The sequence below is a fragment of the Pseudomonas sp. B21-035 genome (assembly GCF_024748945.1).
Taxonomy (GTDB): Bacteria; Pseudomonadota; Gammaproteobacteria; order Pseudomonadales; family Pseudomonadaceae; genus Aquipseudomonas.
On the sequence record NZ_CP087179.1, the window covers coordinates 885,885 to 905,259 of the forward strand.

A 19,375-nucleotide genomic window follows, 5' to 3' on the forward strand; every position below is an offset into this window, starting at 1 on the left:
CGTCTATTTTTTTATTTGCCATGACAGGTTTCGTGGATGCAGGTCTACAGCCAAAAAAGCTTTCTGATCGTCGATGATTTCTCCGATTTTCGCAGTTCGGCCCGCTCGATGCTGCGCGAGCTTGGTGTGCGTGATGTCGATACCGCCGACAGCGGCGAACAGGCGCTGCGCATGTGTGCGCAAAAACGCTATGACTTCATTCTTCAGGATTTCCACCTGGGTGATGGCAAGAAGAATGGCCAGCAGGTGCTCGAAGACCTGATCCTCGACAAGCTGATCAGCCATGAGTGCGTGTTCCTCATGGTCACCGCCGAAAGCAGCCAGGCGATTGTCCTCAGTGCCCTGGAGCATGAGCCCGACGCTTACCTGACCAAGCCGTTCAACCGCATCGGCCTGGCCCAGCGCCTGGAAAAACTGGTGCAGCGCAAGACCCTGCTCAAGCCGATCCTCCAGGCCCTGGACCGCGGCCGCCCGGCCGAGGTGCTGGCGGCCTGCGCCGAGCTGTGCAAGAAGGACCCGCGCTTCGCCCCGCTGTGCCTGCGCTACCGCGCCGATGCTCTGCGCGACCTGAACCGCTTCGATGAGCTGGAGAAATTTCTCACCACCATCATCGCCAGCCGGGCCACGCCCTGGGCCTATGCCGCCCTTGGCGGCCTGCTGTACAAGCGCAACCAGCTGGCCCAGGCCCAGGGTGTGTACGAGCAGGCGCTCAAGGCCTTCCCGATGATGCCCGGCCTGTACGACGGCCTGGCCGAAGTGCTGGTGGCCCAGGGCGAAAGCAAGCGTGCCCAGGGTGTGCTGGAAGAGGCCGTGCGCCTCTCGCCCTTGGCCGTGCGCCGGCAGATGATGCTGGGCAAGCTGGCCCTGAGCAACGATGACTACGACACTTCGTCCAAGGCCTACCGGCATGCGGTCAACCAGGGCCAGAGCTCGCGCTACAAAGACCCGGAAAGCAACCTCGGGCTGGTCCAGGCATTGATGAACAAGAACGCCGGCAACGGCCTGGATGCGCGCACCCGGGTCGAGATCAACACGGTGCTCAGCGAAGTGGCCAAGGAGAACGTCGAAGACCAGGGCCTGCAGGTGCGTGCGCGGCTGATGAAAGCCGCCAGCCTGCAGCAGGCCGGCGACGCCGAAACCGCCGCCAAGCTGACCGAGCAGGCCATGGCCCGGCTAGAGAAGATGGACCAGTTTTTCTCGGTCGAGGCGGCGCTGGTGGTGGCTACGCAATTGCAGAAACTCGGCCAGGAATCTGCCGGTACCGCGATTCTCAAGGGCTGCGTGGAAACCTACGGTGACGACCCTAAAGTCATGCAGAGCGTGGCGCAACTGACCGATGACCCGAGCGTGCTCGGCGCGGTGACCGAAGCGGTCGACCTCAACCGCCAGGGCGTGCGCAGCTACCAGGCCGGCCAGCTCAGCGAAGCCCTGGCGCAGTTCCGCCGGGCACTGACGCTGCAGCCGAAGAACATCAGTATCGCCCTCAACACCGCCCAGGCGCTGTTGCGCATCGGTGGCGAGACACCGCCGCCGGCGATCATGGACGAATGCCGCGCGTGCCTGGGCAGCGTCACCGGCATCCCGAAAAGCGATAACCGTTATGATCGCTACCGCAAACTGCACATCCGGGCTTTCGGCGCATGAACCAGGACAATCAGGGGCTGGATTTCTCGACGGTGATCGCCTCCACCGTGCACGACATGAAAAACTCCCTCGCCGCCTTGACCCAGGCCCACAGCCAGTGGCTGGCGCGCCTGCCCGAGGCCCTGCGCAGCGGCAGCGAGCAGGGGGTGATGGAGCACGAGTTCAGCCACCTCAACGGCATGCTGGTGCAGTTGCTGGGGCTGTACAAACTGGGCGTCAACCAATTGCCCATGTGCCCCGACTACCACGAGCTCGACGACTTCATCGAAGCCCAGCTGGCGGCCCAGCAGAACCTGCTGCAGCATCGCGACATCCTCGCCAGCTGGCGCATCGAAACCGCCAGCCCGCTGGGCTTTTTCGACCGTGAACTGGTCGGTTCGGTGGTCGCCAACATCCTCAACAACGCCATTCGCTACGCTGGCCACACCTTGCTGATCAGCGTCAATGACGAGGGCGAGCAACTGGTGCTGAGCATCAACGATGACGGCCCGGGCTTCCCGGCGCGCATGCTCGAGCGCCAGCAGGAATATGTGCAGGGTATCGATGGCCAGAGCGGCAGTACCGGCCTGGGTTTGTACTTTGCCGCACGGATTGCCGGCCTGCATGAGCGCAACGGGGTCAAAGGGCGGATCGAGATTGCCAACGGCGGGGTCCTGGGCGGCGGACTGTTCAGGCTTTACCTGCCTTGATCAACAGTGCCTGGGCAAACCTGAGGCAATGAGCTGCGACCGCCATTTGGCGGTCACAGCCCTGATGCTCACATACCAAGCAGATCAGGAAGCACCAGCGAGATCCAGGGCACATAGGTGACCAGAATCAGGAAGCCGACCAATAACGTCAGCCAAGGCATTGCCGCGCGCACGGTTGCCGTCAGCGGCATTCCGGTTACCGCCGAGGTGACGAACAGGTTCAGGCCGACCGGCGGGGTGATCAAGCCGATCTCCAGATTGACCACCATGATGATGCCCAGGTGAATCGGGTCGATGCCCAGTTTCATAGCGATCGGGAACAGGATCGGGGCCAGGATCAGGATGATCGCCGATGGCTCCATGAAGGCACCGGCCACCAGCAGCACGATGTTCACCACCAGCAAGAACGTCACCGGCGTCAGCCCGGCTTCGATTACCCAGGTGGTGATTTGTTGCGGTAGCTGTTCGGTGGTCAGGACGTGGGCGAAGAGCATCGCGTTGGCAATGATGAACATCAGCATGATGCTCAGTTTTGCCGACTCCAGCAGCACCTTGGGCGCTTCCTTGAACGACATGTCACGGTACACGAACAAGGCGATGAAGGCCGAGTACACCGCAGCGACCGCCGCCGCCTCAGTCGGGGTGAACATACCGCTGTAGATGCCGCCGAGGATGATCACCATCAGCAACAGACCCCAGACGGCCTTGCGGGCGGCACTGAGCCATTCCCTGAAAGTGGCACGGGGCAGGGCTGGCAGGTTCTTTTTCACCGCCACGATGTAGATGGCGATCATCAGGATCAAGCCCAGCATCAAGCCTGGTACTACGCCGGCCATGAACAGTTTGCCTACCGAGGTTTCGGTGGCGGCGGCATACACCACCATCACGATCGACGGTGGGATGAGGATACCCAGGGTGCCGGCGTTGCAGATGATGCCGGCGCCGAAGGCTTGTGGATAACCGGACCGAACCATCCCGGCAATCGCAATCGAGCCGACCGCAGCCACGGTTGCCGGGCTAGAACCTGACAGTGCGGCGAACAGTACGCAGGCCAATACGGCGGCAATCGCCAGACCTCCGCGAATGTGTCCGACACAGGTATTGGCAAAGTCAATCAGGCGCCGAGCCACGCCACCGGTGGTCATGAACGCCCCGGCCAGGAGAAAGAACGGAATTGCCAGCAAGGTGTAGTGTTCCGAGGTCTCGAACAACTTGATCGCCAGCGAGCGAACCGAGTCCTGGCTGAACAGCATGATAGTCAGCGAGCCGGAGAGCCCCAGGGAAATGGCAATGGGGACGCCGATGAACATCAGGGCGAAGAGGGTGACGAAGAGAAAGAGGATGGTCATCGCTTGTCGTCCTCATGCTCGGCCAGTTTCAGCGCATCCGCCGCTTCGTCGGCCAACCCCAAACCGGTCTGGCGGTGCTGGAGTATTCGTACCAGGATTTCGGTGAAACGGATGAACACCAGGGCAAAGCCCACCGGTACGATCAGGCCAACTTGCCACTGCATGATGCCGAAGTGACCCAGGTCCTCGGCGCCAATACCGGCATTGAACAGGGTTTGAATCCACTCGAAACTGGCGATGCTCAGCAAGCCGGCATAACCGAGGCAGCACAGACAGGCAAGCATGCCGAGTAGCCGTTGAACCGGCTTGCTAGCCAGTTTTACCAAGGCGTCGACACCAATGTGCCCGGCCACGCGAACGCCATAGGACAGGCCGAAAAAAATCAGCCAGCCGAACAGCGCCTTGGTCAGGGCATTGCTCCAGGTCATCGACTGGGCGGCGTCCATCACATGGTCGCCTATGCCGTTGAACAGGTCGGCCGCACCGGGCCAGCGCTCGGCAAGGCTGTAGAACAGGGTGTAGAGGTTGTTGAGGATGACGTAGACGAAGGTCACCAAGGTCATGGCGGCCAGGAGGAAGACGATAAAGCCCTCCTCGAAATGCTCCCAGATACGCCGTAAGGCATTCATGCGTATTCTCCGATGTGTAGCGGACACAGCTGCCGCCGTGGCGGCGGCAACTGTCTGCGGGCTTACTGCACCTGGTTGGCCGCCTCGGCTGCCTGGATCAGCTCGGCACCGATTTCACCTTCGAATTTTTTCCACACCGGCTTCATCGCCGTTCGCCATTGCTCGCGTTGCTCAGGCGTGAGCGTAATGATCTCGGTGGTCTTGGCCGCAATGATGCGTTCCTTGTCGCCCTGGTTGAGCGCCTCGGCTTCTTTGTTCACGTGCTGGGTGACTTCGCTGATGATTTTCTCAAGCTCTGGCTTCACATCGGCTGGCAGGCCGTTCCAGAACTTGGTGTTGGTGATCAGCATGTAGTCGAGCACGCCATGATTGGACTCGGTGATGTACTTTTGCACTTCGTGCATTTTCTGGCTGTAGATGTTCGAGTAGGGGTTTTCCGCACCATTGACCACACCGGTCTGCAAGCCCTGGTAGACCTCGGCAAAACTCATTTTGCGCGGGTTGGCACGCACCGCCTTGAACTGTTCTTCCAGCACTGCCGAAGCCTGCACGCGGAATTTCAGACCGCGGGCATCTGCGGGAACGTGCAAGGCCTTGTTGGCCGACAATTGCTTCATACCGTTGTGCCAATAAGCCAGGCCGGTGATGTTCTTGTCCTCCATGGACTTGAGCAGGCCCTGGCCGGCGGGGCTCATCTGAAAGCGGTCCACGGCGTGGATGTCGTTGAACAGGAAGGGCAGGTCAAACAGTTGAACCTTCTTGGTGTACTGCTCGAATTTGGCCAGCGACGGCGCAATGATCTGTACATCGCCCAGCAGCAGTGCCTCCATTTCCTTGCCATCACCGAACAGCGACGAGTTGGGGTAGACATCGACCTTGACCTTGCCTGGCAGGCGCTCTTCCACCAGCTTCTTGAACATGATTGCGCCCTGGCCCTTGGGCGTTGAGTCGGCAACAACATGGGAAAACTTGATGGTAATCGGGTCAGCGGCCTGGGCCCAGCCAGCGGCCGAAAGGGTCAGCGCACAAACCAGTACCTTGAGTGAGGGAGTGAACATCCTGATTCTTCCTTTTTTTGTTGTAATGCTGCACTTTGCGCTGACGCGCGCAGGCAGGTTGACCCCGGGAAGTCTAGGTGGCTATTCAGAGATTGCTTTGTGCAAGATCAATGTCTGGTGAACTGCAAGGCACCTGTGCGTCTGCCAGGTCGATGGCCGGGGCTGGCCAACAGGCAGAAATGAGGTTAAGAAGTGGCATCGCTTCAGTGCCCCCACTATTTTCCGGTAACCCCATGCACGTTGCTCAACCCCAGCTAATCCGCGAAACCTTCCCCGTCGGCCCGCTGCAGTGCAATTGCACGATCATCGGCGACCCGATCAGCAAAAAGGCCATCGTCGTCGACCCGGGCGGCAACCCTGAGCAGATCCTCGCCCGCCTTGATGCCCATGGCCTTAAGGTGGTGAGCATCATCCATACCCACGCGCACCTGGATCACTTCCTCGCCTCCGGGCAGTTGAAGGAGATGACCGGCGCCACCTTGCACCTGCACAAGGACGACCAGTTCCTCTGGGACAACCTGGAAATGCAATGCCAGATGTTCGGCGTGCCCTACACCCCGGTTCCGCCGCCGGACCGCTGGCTGGCCGACGACGAAGAGCTGGCCTGCGGCTGTGGCGTGGCCTTGCACACGCCGGGGCACACACCGGGCTCGATGAGCTTCTGGTTCGCCGAGGCCAAGCTGTTGATTGCAGGCGATACGCTTTTTCGTCGTGGGATTGGTCGCACCGATTTGTGGGGTGGCGATCAGGCGACTATCGTTCGTTCCATCAAGCAGCGCCTGTACAGCCTGGATGAAGAGGCTACGGTGGTCACCGGCCATGGCCCGGACACCCGCCTGGGGGATGAGATGCGCCAGAACCCGTTTGTGCGCGCCTGAGATTCCAGGGAATTTTTCTGCTTTGCTGCAATCCAAGGCTGGCATAGATCCGAATCAGATCCGCTGCACTTTCGAATTACAGTAGGAGCTTGTCCATGTTCACCATGCGTCGTTTGATTATCGTCGCTACCGCTGCCGCGCTGATGTCCGGGTGCGCCAGCCCCAACCCGTATGACAGCCAGGGTCAGGCGCAGCAGGGTTCCACAGGGATGAGCAAAACCGCCAAGTATGGCGGCCTGGGTGCGCTGGCCGGTGCCATCGCGGGCGCCGCCATCGACCATAACAACCGCGGCAAGGGTGCGCTGATCGGCGCTGCCGCCGTCGGTGCTGCCGCAGCAGGTTATGGCTACTACGCCGACAAACAGGAAGCCGAATTGCGTGCAAGCATGGCCAACACCGGTGTCGAGGTGCAGCGCCAGGGCGACCAGATCAAACTGATCATGCCGGGTAACATCACCTTTGCCACCGACTCGGCCAACATCGCGCCGAGCTTCTACTCGCCGCTGAACAACCTGGCAAACTCCTTCAAGCAGTTCAACCAGAACACCATTGAAGTGGTCGGCTACACCGACAGCACCGGCAGCCGCCAGCACAACATGGACCTGTCCCAGCGTCGTGCACAATCGGTGGTTACCTACCTGACTTCCCAGGGCGTCGATGGCAGCCGCGTCAGCGCCCGCGGCCTGGGCCCGGACCAGCCGATCGCCAGCAACGCCGACGCCAACGGCCGCGCGCAGAACCGTCGGGTAGAGGTCAACCTCAAGCCGATTCCCGGGCAGCAGTATCAGTAAGTCGCAAGATGTGAAGAAGGGGAGCCTGGCTCCCCTTTTTTGTGCCTGCGAATTTCTCAGCTTGGGCTTTTGGTGGTGACTTTCAGCACATCGGTAAACACGATGACCACAGACTGGCCGACCTTGAGATTCTTCATGCGCTCCTGAAGTTCAGGGTCTTCGACTTTCACGACCCTTTGCGGGCCTTCAGGCGGCATCAGCGTGACTTCGTGGGTTTTCAGGTCGATCTTGGTGATCTTCGAGGTGACCTTGATCTGCCGGAATGCCTCACCACCCGGGTTGGGGTTGTCCTTGGTGGCACGGATGACGCCAGCGTCCTTGCTGATGCCCGGGGCCTTGCTAAGGTCGGTTTCGAGCACGGTAGCAACCGAGCGGTTGACGGTGATGTTGACCAGGTCGCCGACCTTGAGGTTATGCAGGTCCTTGGCCTGTTCGCTCAGCTGGATCGGCACCTCGGAGTCCTTAGGGCCAGCCACTGTAACGATGCGCTTGGTCTGGTCGATGGCAAGGACTTTGGTATCCACCATATCTTGTGTAGCGACAGCGTCGATCAGGATGTCTTCTGCCTGCACCGTGAAACTGGCAGCAGACAGAAGCGAAACGACAGCAACAGCATGGGCGAAGCGGCGCAGCGGTTTCATAGGCTTACGTTCCTTGTGATTGCTAGTGAAATCATCGTAGGAAGTGAGCATAGATGCTGTCTGGCAAATTACCCGTCGGCGTTTTGTCGCAGCCGTTCCAGCAAGGCGTCCTTGTCGCTCCACAGCTGGTTGATCCATTGCTGGAAAGCCAGGCGGTAGGTTTCATCCTGGTCGTAGTTCCTGCCCAGGAACTCGGCCGGAATCGCCAGCTCCTCGAAGTGCACGACAATGTGCCTGACCCTCCCGCACAACAAGTCCCAGAACCCTGGCGCACCGTTCGGATAATGAATGGTGACGTTGACGATCGACTGCAGTTGCTCGCCCATGGCATCAAGCACAAAGGCAATGCCGCCGGCCTTGGGCTTGAGCAGGTGCTTGAACGGTGACTGCTGCTGGCGATGCTTGGCTGCGGTGAAGCGCGTGCCTTCGGCGAAGTTGAAGATCGCCGTCGGCTTGCCGCGGAATTTGGCGCAGGTGCGGCGAGTGGTTTCCAGGTCCTTGCCGGCCTTTTCCGGGTGCTTGGCCAGGTACGCCTTGGAATAGCGCTTCATGAACGGGAAGCCCAGCGCCCACCAGGCCAGGCCAATCACCGGCACCCAGATCAGCACCTGCTTGAGGAAGAACTTCAGCGGGCGGATACGCCGATTGAGCACGTATTGCAGCACCAGGATATCGACCCAGCTCTGGTGGTTACTGGTGACCAGGTAGCTGTGCTGGTAATCCAGCCCGGCCAGGCCCTCGACCTGCCAGCGGGCCTTGCCCAGCAGGTTGATCCAGGCATTGTTGTTGCTGATCCAGGCCTCGTGAATGTGGCGCATCAGTTCATCGGTGAGGCGCTGCGCCGCGGCGAACGGCAGCAACAGCTTGAACAGGCTGACGATGAACAGCGGGGTGCAGCAGACGATGGTGTTGAGCCCCAGCAGCAGCGAGGCGATAACCCCGCGCAGTGGCGCGGGTAGCAATCCGAGCATGTTCAACTATCCAGTGAGCGGTTGGCCTGAATGGCGGTCAGGGCGATGGTGTAGACGATGTCGTCGACCTGGGCGCCGCGCGGCAGGTCGTTGACCGGCTTGCGCAGGCCTTGCAGCATCGGCCCCAGGCTGACGCAATCGGCGCTGCGCTGGACGGCCTTGTGGGTGGTGTTGCCGGTGTTCAGGTCGGGGAACACGAATACCGTGGCGCGGCCAGCCACCTGGCTGTTGGGCGCCAGTTGCCGGGCGATCTCCAGGTTGGCGGCGGCATCGTATTGCAACGGGCCGTCGATCAGCAGGCCGCGCTGGGTTTCCTGGGCCAGCAGGGTGGCTTCGCGGACCTTCTCGACCTCTTCGCCAGTGGCCGAATCACCGCTGGAGTAGCTGATCATCGCCACCCGCGGGGCAATGCCGAAGGCTGCGGCGGAATCGGCGCTCTGCAGGGCGATTTCCGCCAGTTCATTGGCCGTCGGGTGCGGGTTCATCACGCAGTCGCCGTACACCAGCACCTGCTCGGGAAAAAGCATGAAGAACACCGATGACACCAGGCTGCAGCCGGGGGCGGTCTTGATCAGTTGCAGGGCCGGGCGGATGGTGTTGGCGGTGGAGTGCACCAGGCCCGAGACCAGGCCGTCGACCTCGTCCAGGGCGAGCATCATGGTGCCGATCACCACCGGGTCTTCCAGTTGTTGCTCGGCCATCGGTGCATTGAGGCTTTTGCTCTTGCGCAGGCTGACCATTGGCTCGACGTAGCGCTCGCGGATCAGGTCCGGGTCAAGAATCTCCAGGCCCTCGGGCAAGGTGATGCCCTGGGCGCGGGCCACGGCCTGGACGTCGTCGGGCTTGGCCAGTAACACGCAGCGGGCGATGCCGCGAGCCTGGCAGATGGCGGCGGCCTGCACGGTCATCGGTTCTGCGCCTTCGGGCAGGACGATGCGTTTGTTGGCCTGCTGGGCGCGCTGGATCAACTGGTAGCGAAACACCGCTGGTGACAGGCGCAGTTCGCGCGGGGTGCCGCAGCGCTGGTGCAGCCAGTCGGCGTCCAGGTAGCTGGCGACGAAATCGGTGATCAGCTCGGCGCGCTCACGGTCATCCACCGGGATTTCCTTGTTCAGGCCATTGAGCTGGTTGGCGGTGTCGTAGGAGCCGGTGCTCACCGAGAGGATCGGCAAGCCGGCCAGCAGCGCGCCCTGGCACAGTTCGAGGATGCGCGGGTCGGGCTTGCTGTCGCTGGTCAGCAGCAGGCCGGCCAGCGGTACGCCGTTGATCGCCGCCAGGCTCACGGCGAGGATGATGTCGTCGCGATCACCCGGGGTCACCACCAGGGTGCCGGGCTTGAGCAGCGGCACGGTGTTGGCCACGGTCCGGGCACAGATGATGATCTTGTTCATGCGCCGGGTTTCGTAGTCACCGGCGTTGAGCACCTGGGCACCGAGCAGCTCGGCGACGTCGCGGGTGCGCGGGTCGTTGAGGCCGGCCTGGAACGGGATGCAGCCGAGCAGGCGGAAGTCGCCGCCACGCAGCAGCGGCGAATGCTCGGTCAGGCGCGCGGCGAAGGCGTTCATGTCTTCGTCGGTGCGCACCTTGTTGAGGATCACCCCAAGCACTTTCGGGTCGCGCGGGCCGCCGAACAACTGGGCCTGCAGCTCGACGCGCCCGGACAGCTCGGTGAGCACTTCGTTTTCCGGCGCCGAGACCAGGATCACCTCGGCATCCAGGCTCTTGGCCAGGTGCAGGTTGACCCGCGCGGCGTAGCTGGCGTGGCGGGTCGGGACCATGCCTTCGACCACTACCACGTCCTTGCCGACGCAGGCCTGCTGGTACAGGGTGATGATCTCCTCGAGCAGTTCATCCAGCTGGCCATCGCCGAGCATGCGCTCGACATGGGCCAGGCTCAGCGGCTGGGGCGGCTTCAGGCCATGGGTGCGGGCAACCAGTTCGGTGGAGCGCTCCGGGCCGGTATCGCCCGGGTGCGGCTGGGCGATCGGCTTGAAGAAGCCGACCTTGAGGCCGGCGCGCTCCAGGGTGCGCACCAGGCCCAGGCTGATCGAAGTCAGGCCGACACCAAAGTCGGTCGGCGCGATAAAAAATGTCTGCATGCGAGCTTCTCGAAATGAGCTGTGCAAAGAATCAATTGCCAAGGGTAGCGCTATCGGCCCCCTGAGCGCACCAGCCACAGGCAAATGCCTGGCCGATGCGTTGCTGGCGTTGCTCGGGGTCGAGCACCCAGCTGCGTGATTGCCAGGGCGGCTGATGGCGCAGGTGCTGGGTGTGTCCGCACGACAGCTCGACCACCCAGTGGCCGTCCTCGTCCTGATGGAAACCCAGCACCTGGCTGAAGTATCCGGCAACCCGTTTGTCCGGGTTGCGTTCGCTTTCAGGCGATGCCTTGGTTACACTTGTTCGTTCTACATTCTTATGCAAAAGGTCTCGCCCCATGCTGATCGCCGCCAACAAGGCTGTCTCCATCGACTATACCCTCACCAACGACGCTGGTGAGGTCATCGACAGCTCCGCCGGCGGCGCTCCGCTGGTCTACCTGCATGGCGCAGGCAACATCATCCCGGGCCTGGAAAAAGCCCTGGAAGGCAAAACCACCGGTGACGAGCTGGACGTTGCCGTCGAGCCGGAAGACGCCTACGGCGAATACCTGGCCGAGCTGGTCAGCACCCTGAACCGCAGCATGTTCGAAGGTGTCGACGAGCTGGAAGTGGGCATGCAGTTCCACGCTTCGGCGCCGGATGGCCAGATGCAGATCGTCACCATTCGCGACCTGGACGGCGACGACGTCACCGTTGATGGCAACCACCCACTGGCTGGCCAGCGCCTGAACTTCAAGGTCAAGGTCGTCGATGTTCGTGATGCCAGCGAAGAAGAAATCGCTCATCGCCACATCCATGGCGAAGGTGGCCATCACCACTGATTTTCTGCGCTAAGCTCAGAGAGTCGCGAAGGCGCCCGGGCAAGTCCGTCGCACTCCAGCAGGGGAAGACGGCTTGGCAGGGCGCCTTTTTAATGGGCTGGTTTTATTGATTGCAGCCCGCAGCGACAACCGGGATCTGGAAAGGGGAGTACGTCATGAGTGCATTTCACGACCTGAAGTTGCAGGCACTGGATGGCCAGGAGTTGCCTCTGGCGCCGTTCAAGGGCCAGGTGGTGCTGGTGGTCAATGTCGCCTCCAAGTGTGGCCTGACCCCGCAGTACGCGGCACTGGAAAACCTCTATCAGCAGTACAAGGGCAAAGGCTTCAGCGTACTGGGCCTGCCGTGCAACCAGTTTGCCGGGCAGGAGCCGGGCACTGAAGAAGAAATCCAGAAGTTCTGCAGCCTGAATTACGGCGTGACCTTTCCGTTGGGCAGCAAGCTGGAGGTCAATGGTCATGACCGCCATCAGTTGTACCGTTTGCTGGCCGGTGAAGGTGCCGAGTTCCCTGGCGATATCACCTGGAACTTCGAGAAGTTTCTGGTTGGCAAGGACGGCCGGGTATTGGCGCGCTTCTCGCCGCGTACCGCGCCGGATGATCCGGCGGTGGTGCAGGCGATCGAGAAGGCCTTGGCCTGATCGGTTGATCGCGGGGCTAGCCCCGCGATGCTGTTTAATCACCCAGATCAATAGTACTGGGCCACCCGAACGGCTCACCCTATCCTCAGGCGCATTCCCTCTTCCCAGGAGCGCCGCATGTCCGCCACCGCACTGTTCACACCCTTCCAATTGGGCGCCCTCGAGCTGCCAAGCCGCGTGGTCATGGCACCGATGACCCGCACCTTCTGCCCTGGCGGCGTGCCCCACGCACAAGTGGTCGAGTACTACCGCCGCCGCGCCGCTGCCGGCGTTGGGCTGATCATCACCGAAGGCACCACCGTCGGTCACCAGGCTGCCAACGGCTACCCGAATGTGCCGCGTTTTTACGGCGACGACGCCCTGGCTGGCTGGAAGAATGTCGTCGATGCCGTGCACGCCGAAGGCGGGCGCATCGTGCCGCAGCTCTGGCACGTGGGCAGCGTGCGCCGCCTGGGCACCGAGCCGGACGCCAGCGTGCCGGGTTACGGCCCGAGCGAAAAGCTCAAGGATGGCCAGGTTGTGGTGCACGGCATGAGCAAGGCCGATATCCGCGAAGTGATCGAGGCGTTTGCCCAGGCCGCTCGCGATGCCCAGGCCATCGGCATGGATGGCGTCGAGATCCACGGTGCCCACGGCTACCTGATTGACCAGTTCTTCTGGGAGGCCAGCAACCAGCGCACGGATGAGTACGGCGGCGACCTGGCCGGCCGTTCGCGTTTTGCCATCGAACTGATCCAGGCGGTGCGTGCGGCGGTGGGCCCGGAATTCCCGATCATTTTCCGCTTTTCGCAGTGGAAGCAGCAGGACTACAGCGCCCGCCTGGTACAGAGCGCCGAGGCCCTCGGCGCCTTCCTGCAGCCATTGGTAGACGCCGGTGTGGATATCTTCCACTGCTCGACCCGGCGCTTCTGGGAGCCGGAGTTCGAAGGCTCGGACCTCAACCTGGCCGGCTGGACCCGCCAGCTCACCGGCAAGCCGACCATCACCGTCGGCAGCGTCGGCCTGGATGGCGAGTTCCTGCAGTTCATGGTGGCGACCGACAAGGTGGCGCAACCGGCCAGCCTAGAGAACCTGCTCAAGCGCCTGAACAACGATGAGTTCGACCTGGTGGCGGTGGGCCGGGCGCTGCTGGTCGACCCGGAGTGGGCCGCCAAGGTGCGCGATGGCCGCGAGCAAGACATCCTGCCGTTCAGCCGTGAGGCGTTGACGACCCTGGTTTGATCGCAAGTGTCGCCGGGCCTGGGCGCGCAACGCTGCCCTGGTCCTGGCGACAGGCTGCCTGCAGGTGCGCTTCGAACTGTTCGACAATCGCCGGCCAGCCTTGGCGGCTGGCGTGCTGGCGGGCATTGAGGCGCACCCGGCGCAGAGTTTCCGGCTCTTCCAGCAACCAGCAGGCGGCATCGATAAAGGCTGCTGCATCCCCCGGCATGGCCAGCGCACCGCTATGCCCGTGGCGAATGTGCTGGGCTGCCGCGGCTTGATCGTAGGCAACCACACCCAGGCCTGAGGCCAAGGCTTCTAGCACGACGTTGCCGAAGGTTTCGGTCAGGCTGGGAAACACAAAAATATCCCCTGATGCATAGTGTTCAGCCAGGCTTTCGCCGCGCTGGGCGCCGCAGAATATTGCGCCCGGCAGGCGTTGTTCGAGCACGCTGCGTTGCGGCCCGTCACCGACCACGATCAATTTGATGCGCCGTTGCGGGTACTGCTGTTGCAGGGCGTCCAGGCAAGGTTGCAGCAAACCTAGGTTCTTCTCGGCGGCCAGGCGTCCGATATGCAACAGGGCAATATCATCGGCGCCCACCCCCCATTGCTCACGCAGCGCCTGGCTGCGCCGCGCCGGGTTGAACAACTGGCTATCGACTCCCCGGGCCATCAGGCTGAGGTTGTCGAAGCCGCGCCGTTCCAGCTCCAGGCGCTGGCTTGGGCTGGGCACCAGGGTGCTGTGGGTGCGCCGGTGGAACCAGCGTAGGTAGTGGGTCAGCAGGCGCGCCAGCAGGCCCAGGCCGTATTCGCTGGAGTACTGCTGGAAATTGGTGTGAAAACCGCTGACCACGGCGATCCCCAGGCGCCGCGCCGCGCGCAGGGCGCTCAGGCCCAGCGGGCCTTCGGTGGCGATGTACAGTACGTCCGGGCGCTGCCGGCGCCAGCGGCGCAGCAGCTTGTGCATCGACACCTGGCCCCATTGCAAACCCGGGTACCCCGGCAACGGCCAGCCGCGGCACAGCAGCAGGTTGTCGTCGCTGGCCGAGGGCAGTTCGGCCGCTTGCCGCGGGCGCACCAACTCGACCCGATGGCCGCGCGATCGCAAGCCATCGCTGAGGCGGCCAAGGGTGTTGGCCACGCCGTTGATCTCGGGTGGGAAGGTTTCGCTGATCAGGGTGACATGCAGGGGCGGTGTGCTCATGAAGCCAGTTTCGACCGTGCCGATTGCCGCTCTATGACCGCAAAATGACAGATCGATGACGCCTGATTACTGGCGATTACAGGTGCGCAAATATTTCCCAGCAAGTGACTCAAGATTGCAGGTCCGCCAGCCGATGCAGAAGCATTCGAATGACTGATTTCGCTCCGGGAGAGCGTCATGTTCAACAGCAAACTCAAGCAAGAAATCCTCCGGCTGCGCGAAGAACTGCAATCAGTGGAGCAAGTAAAGTGCAGCCTCGACAGTGAGATGCTGGTGCTGCAGCTCGATCCGCAGGGGCGCATCGAATCGGTCAACAGCAATTTCGAAAAAGAGATGCTCTACAGCAGCCATCAACTGATTGGCCGCAACATCGAGGAAATCGTCCCGGCGCACGTCAAGCAACTCGACTTTTACCAGCGCATGAAGCACGCCATTGCCCGTAGCGAGCATCTCAATGGTGCTTTCCGCCTGCTGCGGGGCAATGGCGAAGAGGCCTGGCTGCGCTCGATCCTGCAGCCGGTGAAAAACAGCGAAGGGCGCATCAAGTATTTCACCCTGCACTCCAGCGACCTGACCCGCACCATTGAAACCTCCCGCGAGCACGAGAGCCTGATCAAGGCGCTGATGCGCTCCACGGCGGTGATCGAGTTCAACCTCAACGGTGAGGTGCTGGCCGCCAACGAGCGCTTCCTGCAGACCATGGGCTACAAGCTCGACCAGGTGGTGGGCAAGCATCACCGTCTGTTCTGCGAGCCGGAAGAGTACAACTCGGTGGGCTATCACGCGTTCTGGGACAAGCTGCGCCGTGGTGAGTTCGTCGCCGAACGCTTCAAGCGCATTGATGCCCATGGCCGCGTGGTGTGGCTGGAGGCGTCTTACAACCCGATCATCGATGCCCACGACGTGCTCTACAAAGTGGTCAAGTTCGCCACCGTGATCACCGATCAGGTCAACCAGGAAACGGCCGTGGCCCAGGCCGCCGACATTGCCTACACCACCTCGCTGGAAACCGACGCCTGTGCGCGCAAGGCCACCGAAGTGGTGACCCAGACCGTTGACGTCATGCGCGGCCTGGAAACTTACATGCAGGAGGCTGCCGAAGGCATCGAGGCGCTGGACAAGCAGTCGCAGGTGATCGGCTCGATCATCAAGACCATCAGCGACATTGCCGGGCAGACCAACCTGCTGGCCCTCAACGCCGCCATTGAGGCCGCACGTGCCGGTGAGCAGGGCCGCGGCTTTGCCGTGGTCGCCGACGAGGTCCGGCAACTGGCCTCGCGCACCAGCACCGCCACCGAGGAAATCGCCCGGGTGGTGCAGCAGAACGAACAACTGGCCAAGGCAGCGGTGGACATCATCGACAGCAGCAAGCGCCAGGCCGAGCAGGGCCTGTCACTGGCCGGGCAGACCGGCACGGTGATCGTCGAGATTCAGGACGGTGCACAGAAGGTGGTCAACGCGGTAGGGCAGTTTTCCAACCAGCTGTCGAGCTGATGGTAATGCCGCGTAGCCGGGCGGCTACGCGGCGCTGCTTCAGGTACGCTCGCGGACCCAGAACAGCGTGGCGCCAGCCACTGCTGCCGGCATCATCAGGATGTTGAGAAACGGCACCAGCAGCACCAGGTACACCGAGCCACCAAAACCCAGGCTCTGCCAGCGCTTTTCGCGCAGCCAGGCGAGCATGTCCTGCCAGCTCATCTTGTGGTTGTCGGCCGGGTAGTCGATGTACTGAAAAAGCGTGATGTATCCTCTGAAAGCCACGTAAACCAAAATCTTTTTCCCAAGGGAGTGAACGGGAAATGTATGTAGGCGGTCGATCGGTGTCAGTTCCAACCCATAGTGGGGGGAAGCTGCTCAGGAAATAGAGGACTCAGAAGAGCGATCGCGACATGGGTTCAAACCCGAGCAACCAAACCTTCTGGGTTGATTTCCGGCAGATGCTTGTTGACGTCCGCCCACTTGCTGGCAGTGATGACGTTCGCTACATCTCAGTGTTTGCGAAGCAGTCTCGACAATGCCGGAGGCGTGGTTAAGATGTGTGCTAAAGGAACCTTGTGGCGCTCAAGATATTCACCGAACATTTTCGCAGTTGGCTTTGAGGGGAACGGGTATGGGCGAATCTGGCGACCTGTGCGGCGAAGCAGTGGATGCTCAATGGGCGCAGGAGAGAGTACTGGCGCTCCATTTGAAGCCGCTTCTAGAACTCTACGATCTGAAATGGCGCGGCCATGGACACGTTTATGTCGATCATCAAGAACACAACGTCCTCGCCGCGAGCAAGGTTCTGGCTGACCTAGGTGTCATTTTTGGGGTGCCTTCTGCAGTCATCCGGGCGAGGCTGATCGAATTGGGGTGGCTAAGGGATGTTCGCGATACTCAGCCCAACCCGAACGAGGTCAAGCGTGCAGAGCTATTGCATAGATTTTCGAAAGGCCGAGAGGTCAATTACTCTGAATGCGACGAAGAATCTGACGAGGGCTAGTCCAACAATGCGACCCTGCTCGGTAATGAGGTTGTATGCAACCGGAACACTTTGACCTATCCACACCTCTGTTCCTTCCCATCACGGAAGAAACCTGCACAGGTTTGCTCCAAGCCTCCGAGGAGGCTCTCGACGTACTGACAGATCCGGAGCTGGCCGCACTGCTAGTCATCCAAAATCTTGTACAGGTCACGGAAAAGGATCTTGCCCCGGCAGCAGTCGAGCGAATTCTTGTGAAACTTTTGGATTGGGCGGTGGACTCACCTAGCCTGACGACAACAAAGTTGTTGTCAGAGGCAAAACGTCTGTTCGACCGTAGCAAACTCTACTTTGGCATCGAAACGATCAAGAAATCGAAGCTACGCTTCCTGCTAGCCGATGAAGTCACTGCCCAGAAATATCTAATGCCCAGCGGTAGGTGGGATGTCGAATTTAAGTATCGCCACGTCCGCAATCATCATCCCTTCCAGAGGCAGATGGTTACTCTTGGTTATGATGAGCGCTGGTTGAGCAGTGCACAGGATCATTTGGTCAGGACTTTTAGAGCCAACCTAGACGAGCACCTGCATGTACAAGGCTACGCCGGAATCGGTAAAAGCCATTTGATGGGAGCGTTGGTCGAATGCTTGCGGCCAGAGACGACGCTGGTGCTGGCACACACTGAGGAAAAGCTTGCAGTCTTACGTAAGCGAATGGAAAACAACAGCCGTGAACTGACCTGCAGCACTTTCCGCAAGTTCGCATCGGTACTGCTTCGCCGACGAAGCGCTCATCCGGAAAATGTAGGGGTAGGGCCGAGCAAGGAAGTGCTCGCCCAACAGCTGAACATTATCGGGGCGGGATCGCACGATGCACTGGCAACTATGGATATCTGCTTGAGAATGCTGGAGCTCTATTGTCGGTCACGGGATTACACCTTGTCAGCCAAGCACATGCCTGATCTACACAAGCCCCTGTCCAAAGCTGATTCTATGGTGCTGCTGGAATATTCGAGCCGGTTGTGGACTTACATTCAGGCAAACCCGGAATGGGCGCGCCGCACTGGCTTTGAAGTGTTACTGATGATCAAGTGCGCCAGTCTTGAGGGGTGCGTGGTATCGCATCGCTATTCGCATGTGCTTGTCGACGAAAGCCAGGATGTTCCAGCCTCATTGCTTCAGATTCTGGAGCGCGGGCGTCATGTGCTGGTGACCCTGGGGGACGAGTACCAACATGCAGACAACGACATCGTCGCCCGTACGCAATCTGTTCGACAGAGTACCATCGGCTTCTCCGTGCGCTCTGGGCGTAACATCGAGCGCCTGGTCAATCCGTTGATTTCCCGGCACTCAAGGAAGACCAAGGAGCCTTTCGAAGGAGCTCGCCACGCCGACGTTGGCATTGAGGAGTATCCAGAGGCATTCGTGCCGCCAGAGGAGTGCGTCGTACTCACGGCTTCCTTGTGGGACACTATGAAGTGGGCTATCCAGTTGCGCGACCTCAAGTGTTCGTTCAGTTTCTACTCTAACCAAGAGCAGAAGGGGCTTTGGCGTTTCATGACGACTGCCATCGGTTTTTTCAATCCCCGCTTTCACCAGCAGAGTGAGGAAGCAGCACATCCGTATTTCAACGAGTGGACGGATTGGCAGCAGGTGCGAGACGCTAACCAGTACGACGATTCGTTTCTATGGGTGGAGGCCGAACTGGAAAAAGGTTTCAGGGTGGCAGACGTCAATCAAATGAGCATTCTGGTGGGGCAGCCCGGCAAAAGCTGCATGTTGATGAGGGCTGAAGCGGCCGGAGGCATGGAGTTCGATTATGTGCTTCTGACACCGGGGTTGCTCACCACGTTAGTGTTCAAGGACGCCTATGAATTCGACCAGCGAATCTGCGCCGTTTACATCGCTATTTCCCGAGCCAAGCAAAGGCTTTATGTTCCTTATAAAGTACATGACTGGATTGTGCATCACGATAGTCAGAAGTTTCGCGAAGAGTTTATCCACTGATAACTTAGTTGGCTCTAATGCAATGTCGGTGCTTGATGTAATTCCCGTACCGGTTCGCTGCCAGAGCCGCTAATTTCAAAATATGGCAGGCGAGAGCATAGCGGCTAGGGTCGAATTACTTCCAATACTGGGCGAAGGTTTCTGCGTTTGTATCGAGTGGCACTGTTGGCGATCTTGCCAATAGCATGCGTGTGGAGGAGGCTGTTAGCGGCTTAGCGTTTTCATCCGAAGGCTAGATCGCAGCGATAGATTAGTCGCTTATGTCCGCAATGAACCGGTTAACAGCCTGG

At 60.7% G+C, this 19,375-nt stretch carries 18 protein-coding genes and 2 pseudogenes; 11 read left to right on the forward strand and 9 right to left on the reverse strand.

What is annotated here, in order from left to right:
- Positions 1–36 precede the first annotated feature (36 nt).
- The gene (locus LOY22_RS03950; protein WP_093387961.1) at positions 37–1,644 is read left to right on the forward strand and encodes a tetratricopeptide repeat-containing response regulator; all 1,608 of its coding nucleotides are present in this window, start codon (positions 37–39) and stop codon (positions 1,642–1,644) included.
- Positions 1,641–2,333 carry a sensor histidine kinase KdpD gene (locus tag LOY22_RS03955; protein WP_045196047.1) on the forward strand — a complete coding sequence of 231 codons (693 nt, stop codon included), beginning with the start codon at positions 1,641–1,643 and terminating at the stop codon, positions 2,331–2,333. Before LOY22_RS03950 ends, LOY22_RS03955 begins: the two co-directional genes overlap by 4 nt.
- Before the next feature lie 68 nt (positions 2,334–2,401).
- Here the strand turns inward: LOY22_RS03955 and dctM are convergent, their stop codons facing one another.
- The 3 genes from dctM to dctP all read right to left on the reverse strand — a co-directional run bounded on the left by dctM (position 2,402) and on the right by dctP (position 5,369).
- On the reverse strand, positions 2,402–3,682 hold the full coding sequence (dctM, locus tag LOY22_RS03960) for a C4-dicarboxylate TRAP transporter large permease protein DctM (protein WP_093387964.1): 1,281 nt from the start codon (positions 3,680–3,682) through the stop codon (positions 2,402–2,404).
- A complete protein-coding gene (locus LOY22_RS03965; protein WP_093387966.1) occupies positions 3,679–4,311 on the reverse strand; it encodes a TRAP transporter small permease in 633 nt (210 codons plus the stop codon). Before LOY22_RS03965 ends, dctM begins: the two co-directional genes overlap by 4 nt.
- A 62-nt stretch (positions 4,312–4,373) precedes the next feature.
- The gene (gene dctP, locus LOY22_RS03970) at positions 4,374–5,369 is read right to left on the reverse strand and encodes a C4-dicarboxylate TRAP substrate-binding protein DctP (protein ID WP_258596416.1); all 996 of its coding nucleotides are present in this window, start codon (positions 5,367–5,369) and stop codon (positions 4,374–4,376) included.
- 233 nt (positions 5,370–5,602) lie between these two features.
- Here dctP and LOY22_RS03975 point away from each other — a divergent pair, with 233 nt between their 5' ends.
- Positions 5,603–6,247 (forward strand): MBL fold metallo-hydrolase, encoded by a 645-nt coding sequence (locus LOY22_RS03975; RefSeq protein ID WP_093387972.1) that lies wholly within the window; start codon positions 5,603–5,605, stop codon positions 6,245–6,247.
- A gap of 95 nt (positions 6,248–6,342) precedes the next feature.
- Positions 6,343–7,038 carry an OmpA family protein gene (locus tag LOY22_RS03980; RefSeq protein WP_045196051.1) on the forward strand — a complete coding sequence of 232 codons (696 nt, stop codon included), beginning with the start codon at positions 6,343–6,345 and terminating at the stop codon, positions 7,036–7,038.
- Positions 7,039–7,094: 56 nt separating this feature from the next.
- On the opposite strand, the gene LOY22_RS03985 is transcribed toward LOY22_RS03980, so the two are convergent.
- From LOY22_RS03985 to LOY22_RS04000, 4 genes are all read right to left on the reverse strand, one after another.
- Entirely contained in the window at positions 7,095–7,679 is a 585-nt protein-coding gene (locus LOY22_RS03985; protein ID WP_258596418.1) for a hypothetical protein, read from the reverse strand.
- A gap of 68 nt (positions 7,680–7,747) precedes the next feature.
- The gene (locus LOY22_RS03990; RefSeq protein WP_045196055.1) at positions 7,748–8,650 is read right to left on the reverse strand and encodes an acyltransferase; all 903 of its coding nucleotides are present in this window, start codon (positions 8,648–8,650) and stop codon (positions 7,748–7,750) included.
- Between the two features lie 2 nt (positions 8,651–8,652).
- The gene (gene pta / locus LOY22_RS03995; protein ID WP_045196057.1) at positions 8,653–10,749 is read right to left on the reverse strand and encodes a phosphate acetyltransferase; all 2,097 of its coding nucleotides are present in this window, start codon (positions 10,747–10,749) and stop codon (positions 8,653–8,655) included.
- 31 nt (positions 10,750–10,780) lie between these two features.
- Positions 10,781–11,119: a DUF3565 domain-containing protein gene (locus LOY22_RS04000; protein ID WP_082075423.1), complete on the reverse strand. Its 339-nt coding sequence runs from the start codon at positions 11,117–11,119 to the stop codon at positions 10,781–10,783.
- Here LOY22_RS04000 and LOY22_RS04005 point away from each other — a divergent pair.
- The 3 genes from LOY22_RS04005 to LOY22_RS04015 all read left to right on the forward strand — a co-directional run bounded on the left by LOY22_RS04005 (position 11,088) and on the right by LOY22_RS04015 (position 13,432).
- The gene (locus tag LOY22_RS04005) at positions 11,088–11,573 is read left to right on the forward strand and encodes a peptidylprolyl isomerase (RefSeq protein WP_045196060.1); all 486 of its coding nucleotides are present in this window, start codon (positions 11,088–11,090) and stop codon (positions 11,571–11,573) included. The genes LOY22_RS04000 and LOY22_RS04005 overlap by 32 nt on opposite strands.
- 155 nt (positions 11,574–11,728) lie before the next feature.
- Positions 11,729–12,211, forward strand: a complete 483-nt coding sequence (locus LOY22_RS04010; RefSeq protein ID WP_045196062.1) for a glutathione peroxidase — start codon at positions 11,729–11,731, stop codon at positions 12,209–12,211.
- A 117-nt stretch (positions 12,212–12,328) separates the two neighbouring features.
- Positions 12,329–13,432 (forward strand): NADH:flavin oxidoreductase, encoded by a 1,104-nt coding sequence (locus LOY22_RS04015; RefSeq protein ID WP_258596420.1) that lies wholly within the window; start codon positions 12,329–12,331, stop codon positions 13,430–13,432.
- Here LOY22_RS04015 and LOY22_RS04020 read toward each other — a convergent pair.
- Positions 13,401–14,618 carry a glycosyltransferase family 1 protein gene (locus LOY22_RS04020; protein WP_258596422.1) on the reverse strand — a complete coding sequence of 406 codons (1,218 nt, stop codon included), beginning with the start codon at positions 14,616–14,618 and terminating at the stop codon, positions 13,401–13,403. The genes LOY22_RS04015 and LOY22_RS04020 overlap by 32 nt on opposite strands.
- 267 nt (positions 14,619–14,885) lie before the next feature.
- Here LOY22_RS04020 and LOY22_RS26995 point away from each other — a divergent pair.
- Together LOY22_RS26995 and LOY22_RS27000 are read left to right on the forward strand one after the other, a co-directional pair.
- Positions 14,886–15,521: pseudogene (locus tag LOY22_RS26995) on the forward strand (PAS domain-containing protein); the annotation flags it as partial.
- A gap of 231 nt (positions 15,522–15,752) precedes the next feature.
- Positions 15,753–16,112 (forward strand): annotated as a pseudogene (locus LOY22_RS27000) (methyl-accepting chemotaxis protein); the annotation flags it as partial.
- A 39-nt stretch (positions 16,113–16,151) separates the two neighbouring features.
- Here the strand turns inward: LOY22_RS27000 and LOY22_RS04030 are convergent.
- Positions 16,152–16,391 carry an EI24 domain-containing protein gene (locus LOY22_RS04030; protein WP_408980945.1) on the reverse strand — a complete coding sequence of 80 codons (240 nt, stop codon included), beginning with the start codon at positions 16,389–16,391 and terminating at the stop codon, positions 16,152–16,154.
- Positions 16,392–16,728: 337 nt separating this feature from the next.
- Here LOY22_RS04030 and LOY22_RS04035 point away from each other — a divergent pair, with 337 nt between their 5' ends.
- Positions 16,729–17,100: a hypothetical protein gene (locus LOY22_RS04035; RefSeq protein WP_258596424.1), complete on the forward strand. Its 372-nt coding sequence runs from the start codon at positions 16,729–16,731 to the stop codon at positions 17,098–17,100.
- A 35-nt stretch (positions 17,101–17,135) separates the two neighbouring features.
- The gene (locus tag LOY22_RS04040; protein ID WP_258596426.1) at positions 17,136–19,085 is read left to right on the forward strand and encodes a hypothetical protein; all 1,950 of its coding nucleotides are present in this window, start codon (positions 17,136–17,138) and stop codon (positions 19,083–19,085) included.
- Positions 19,086–19,375 lie beyond the last annotated feature (290 nt).

Excerpts from the sequence above, each read along its gene's own strand:
- pta (WP_045196057.1), bottom strand. The coding sequence starts at position 10,749 with ATGCAGACATTTTTTATCGCGCCGACCGACTTTGGTGTCGGCCTGACT.
- LOY22_RS03990 (WP_045196055.1), bottom strand. The coding sequence starts at position 8,650 with ATGCTCGGATTGCTACCCGCGCCACTGCGCGGGGTTATCGCCTCGCTG.
- LOY22_RS04040 (WP_258596426.1), top strand. The coding sequence starts at position 17,136 with ATGCAACCGGAACACTTTGACCTATCCACACCTCTGTTCCTTCCCATC.
- LOY22_RS04010 (WP_045196062.1), top strand. The coding sequence starts at position 11,729 with ATGAGTGCATTTCACGACCTGAAGTTGCAGGCACTGGATGGCCAGGAG.
- LOY22_RS03955 (WP_045196047.1), top strand. The coding sequence starts at position 1,641 with ATGAACCAGGACAATCAGGGGCTGGATTTCTCGACGGTGATCGCCTCC.
- LOY22_RS03950 (WP_093387961.1), top strand. The coding sequence starts at position 37 with ATGCAGGTCTACAGCCAAAAAAGCTTTCTGATCGTCGATGATTTCTCC.
- LOY22_RS03980 (WP_045196051.1), top strand. The coding sequence starts at position 6,343 with ATGTTCACCATGCGTCGTTTGATTATCGTCGCTACCGCTGCCGCGCTG.
- LOY22_RS03965 (WP_093387966.1), bottom strand. The coding sequence starts at position 4,311 with ATGAATGCCTTACGGCGTATCTGGGAGCATTTCGAGGAGGGCTTTATC.
- dctM (WP_093387964.1), bottom strand. The coding sequence starts at position 3,682 with ATGACCATCCTCTTTCTCTTCGTCACCCTCTTCGCCCTGATGTTCATC.
- LOY22_RS03975 (WP_093387972.1), top strand. The coding sequence starts at position 5,603 with ATGCACGTTGCTCAACCCCAGCTAATCCGCGAAACCTTCCCCGTCGGC.
- LOY22_RS04015 (WP_258596420.1), top strand. The coding sequence starts at position 12,329 with ATGTCCGCCACCGCACTGTTCACACCCTTCCAATTGGGCGCCCTCGAG.
- LOY22_RS03985 (WP_258596418.1), bottom strand. The coding sequence starts at position 7,679 with ATGAAACCGCTGCGCCGCTTCGCCCATGCTGTTGCTGTCGTTTCGCTT.
- LOY22_RS04020 (WP_258596422.1), bottom strand. The coding sequence starts at position 14,618 with ATGAGCACACCGCCCCTGCATGTCACCCTGATCAGCGAAACCTTCCCA.
- LOY22_RS04035 (WP_258596424.1), top strand. The coding sequence starts at position 16,729 with ATGGGCGAATCTGGCGACCTGTGCGGCGAAGCAGTGGATGCTCAATGG.
- LOY22_RS04000 (WP_082075423.1), bottom strand. The coding sequence starts at position 11,119 with ATGGAGACAGCCTTGTTGGCGGCGATCAGCATGGGGCGAGACCTTTTG.
- dctP (WP_258596416.1), bottom strand. The coding sequence starts at position 5,369 with ATGTTCACTCCCTCACTCAAGGTACTGGTTTGTGCGCTGACCCTTTCG.
- LOY22_RS04005 (WP_045196060.1), top strand. The coding sequence starts at position 11,088 with ATGCTGATCGCCGCCAACAAGGCTGTCTCCATCGACTATACCCTCACC.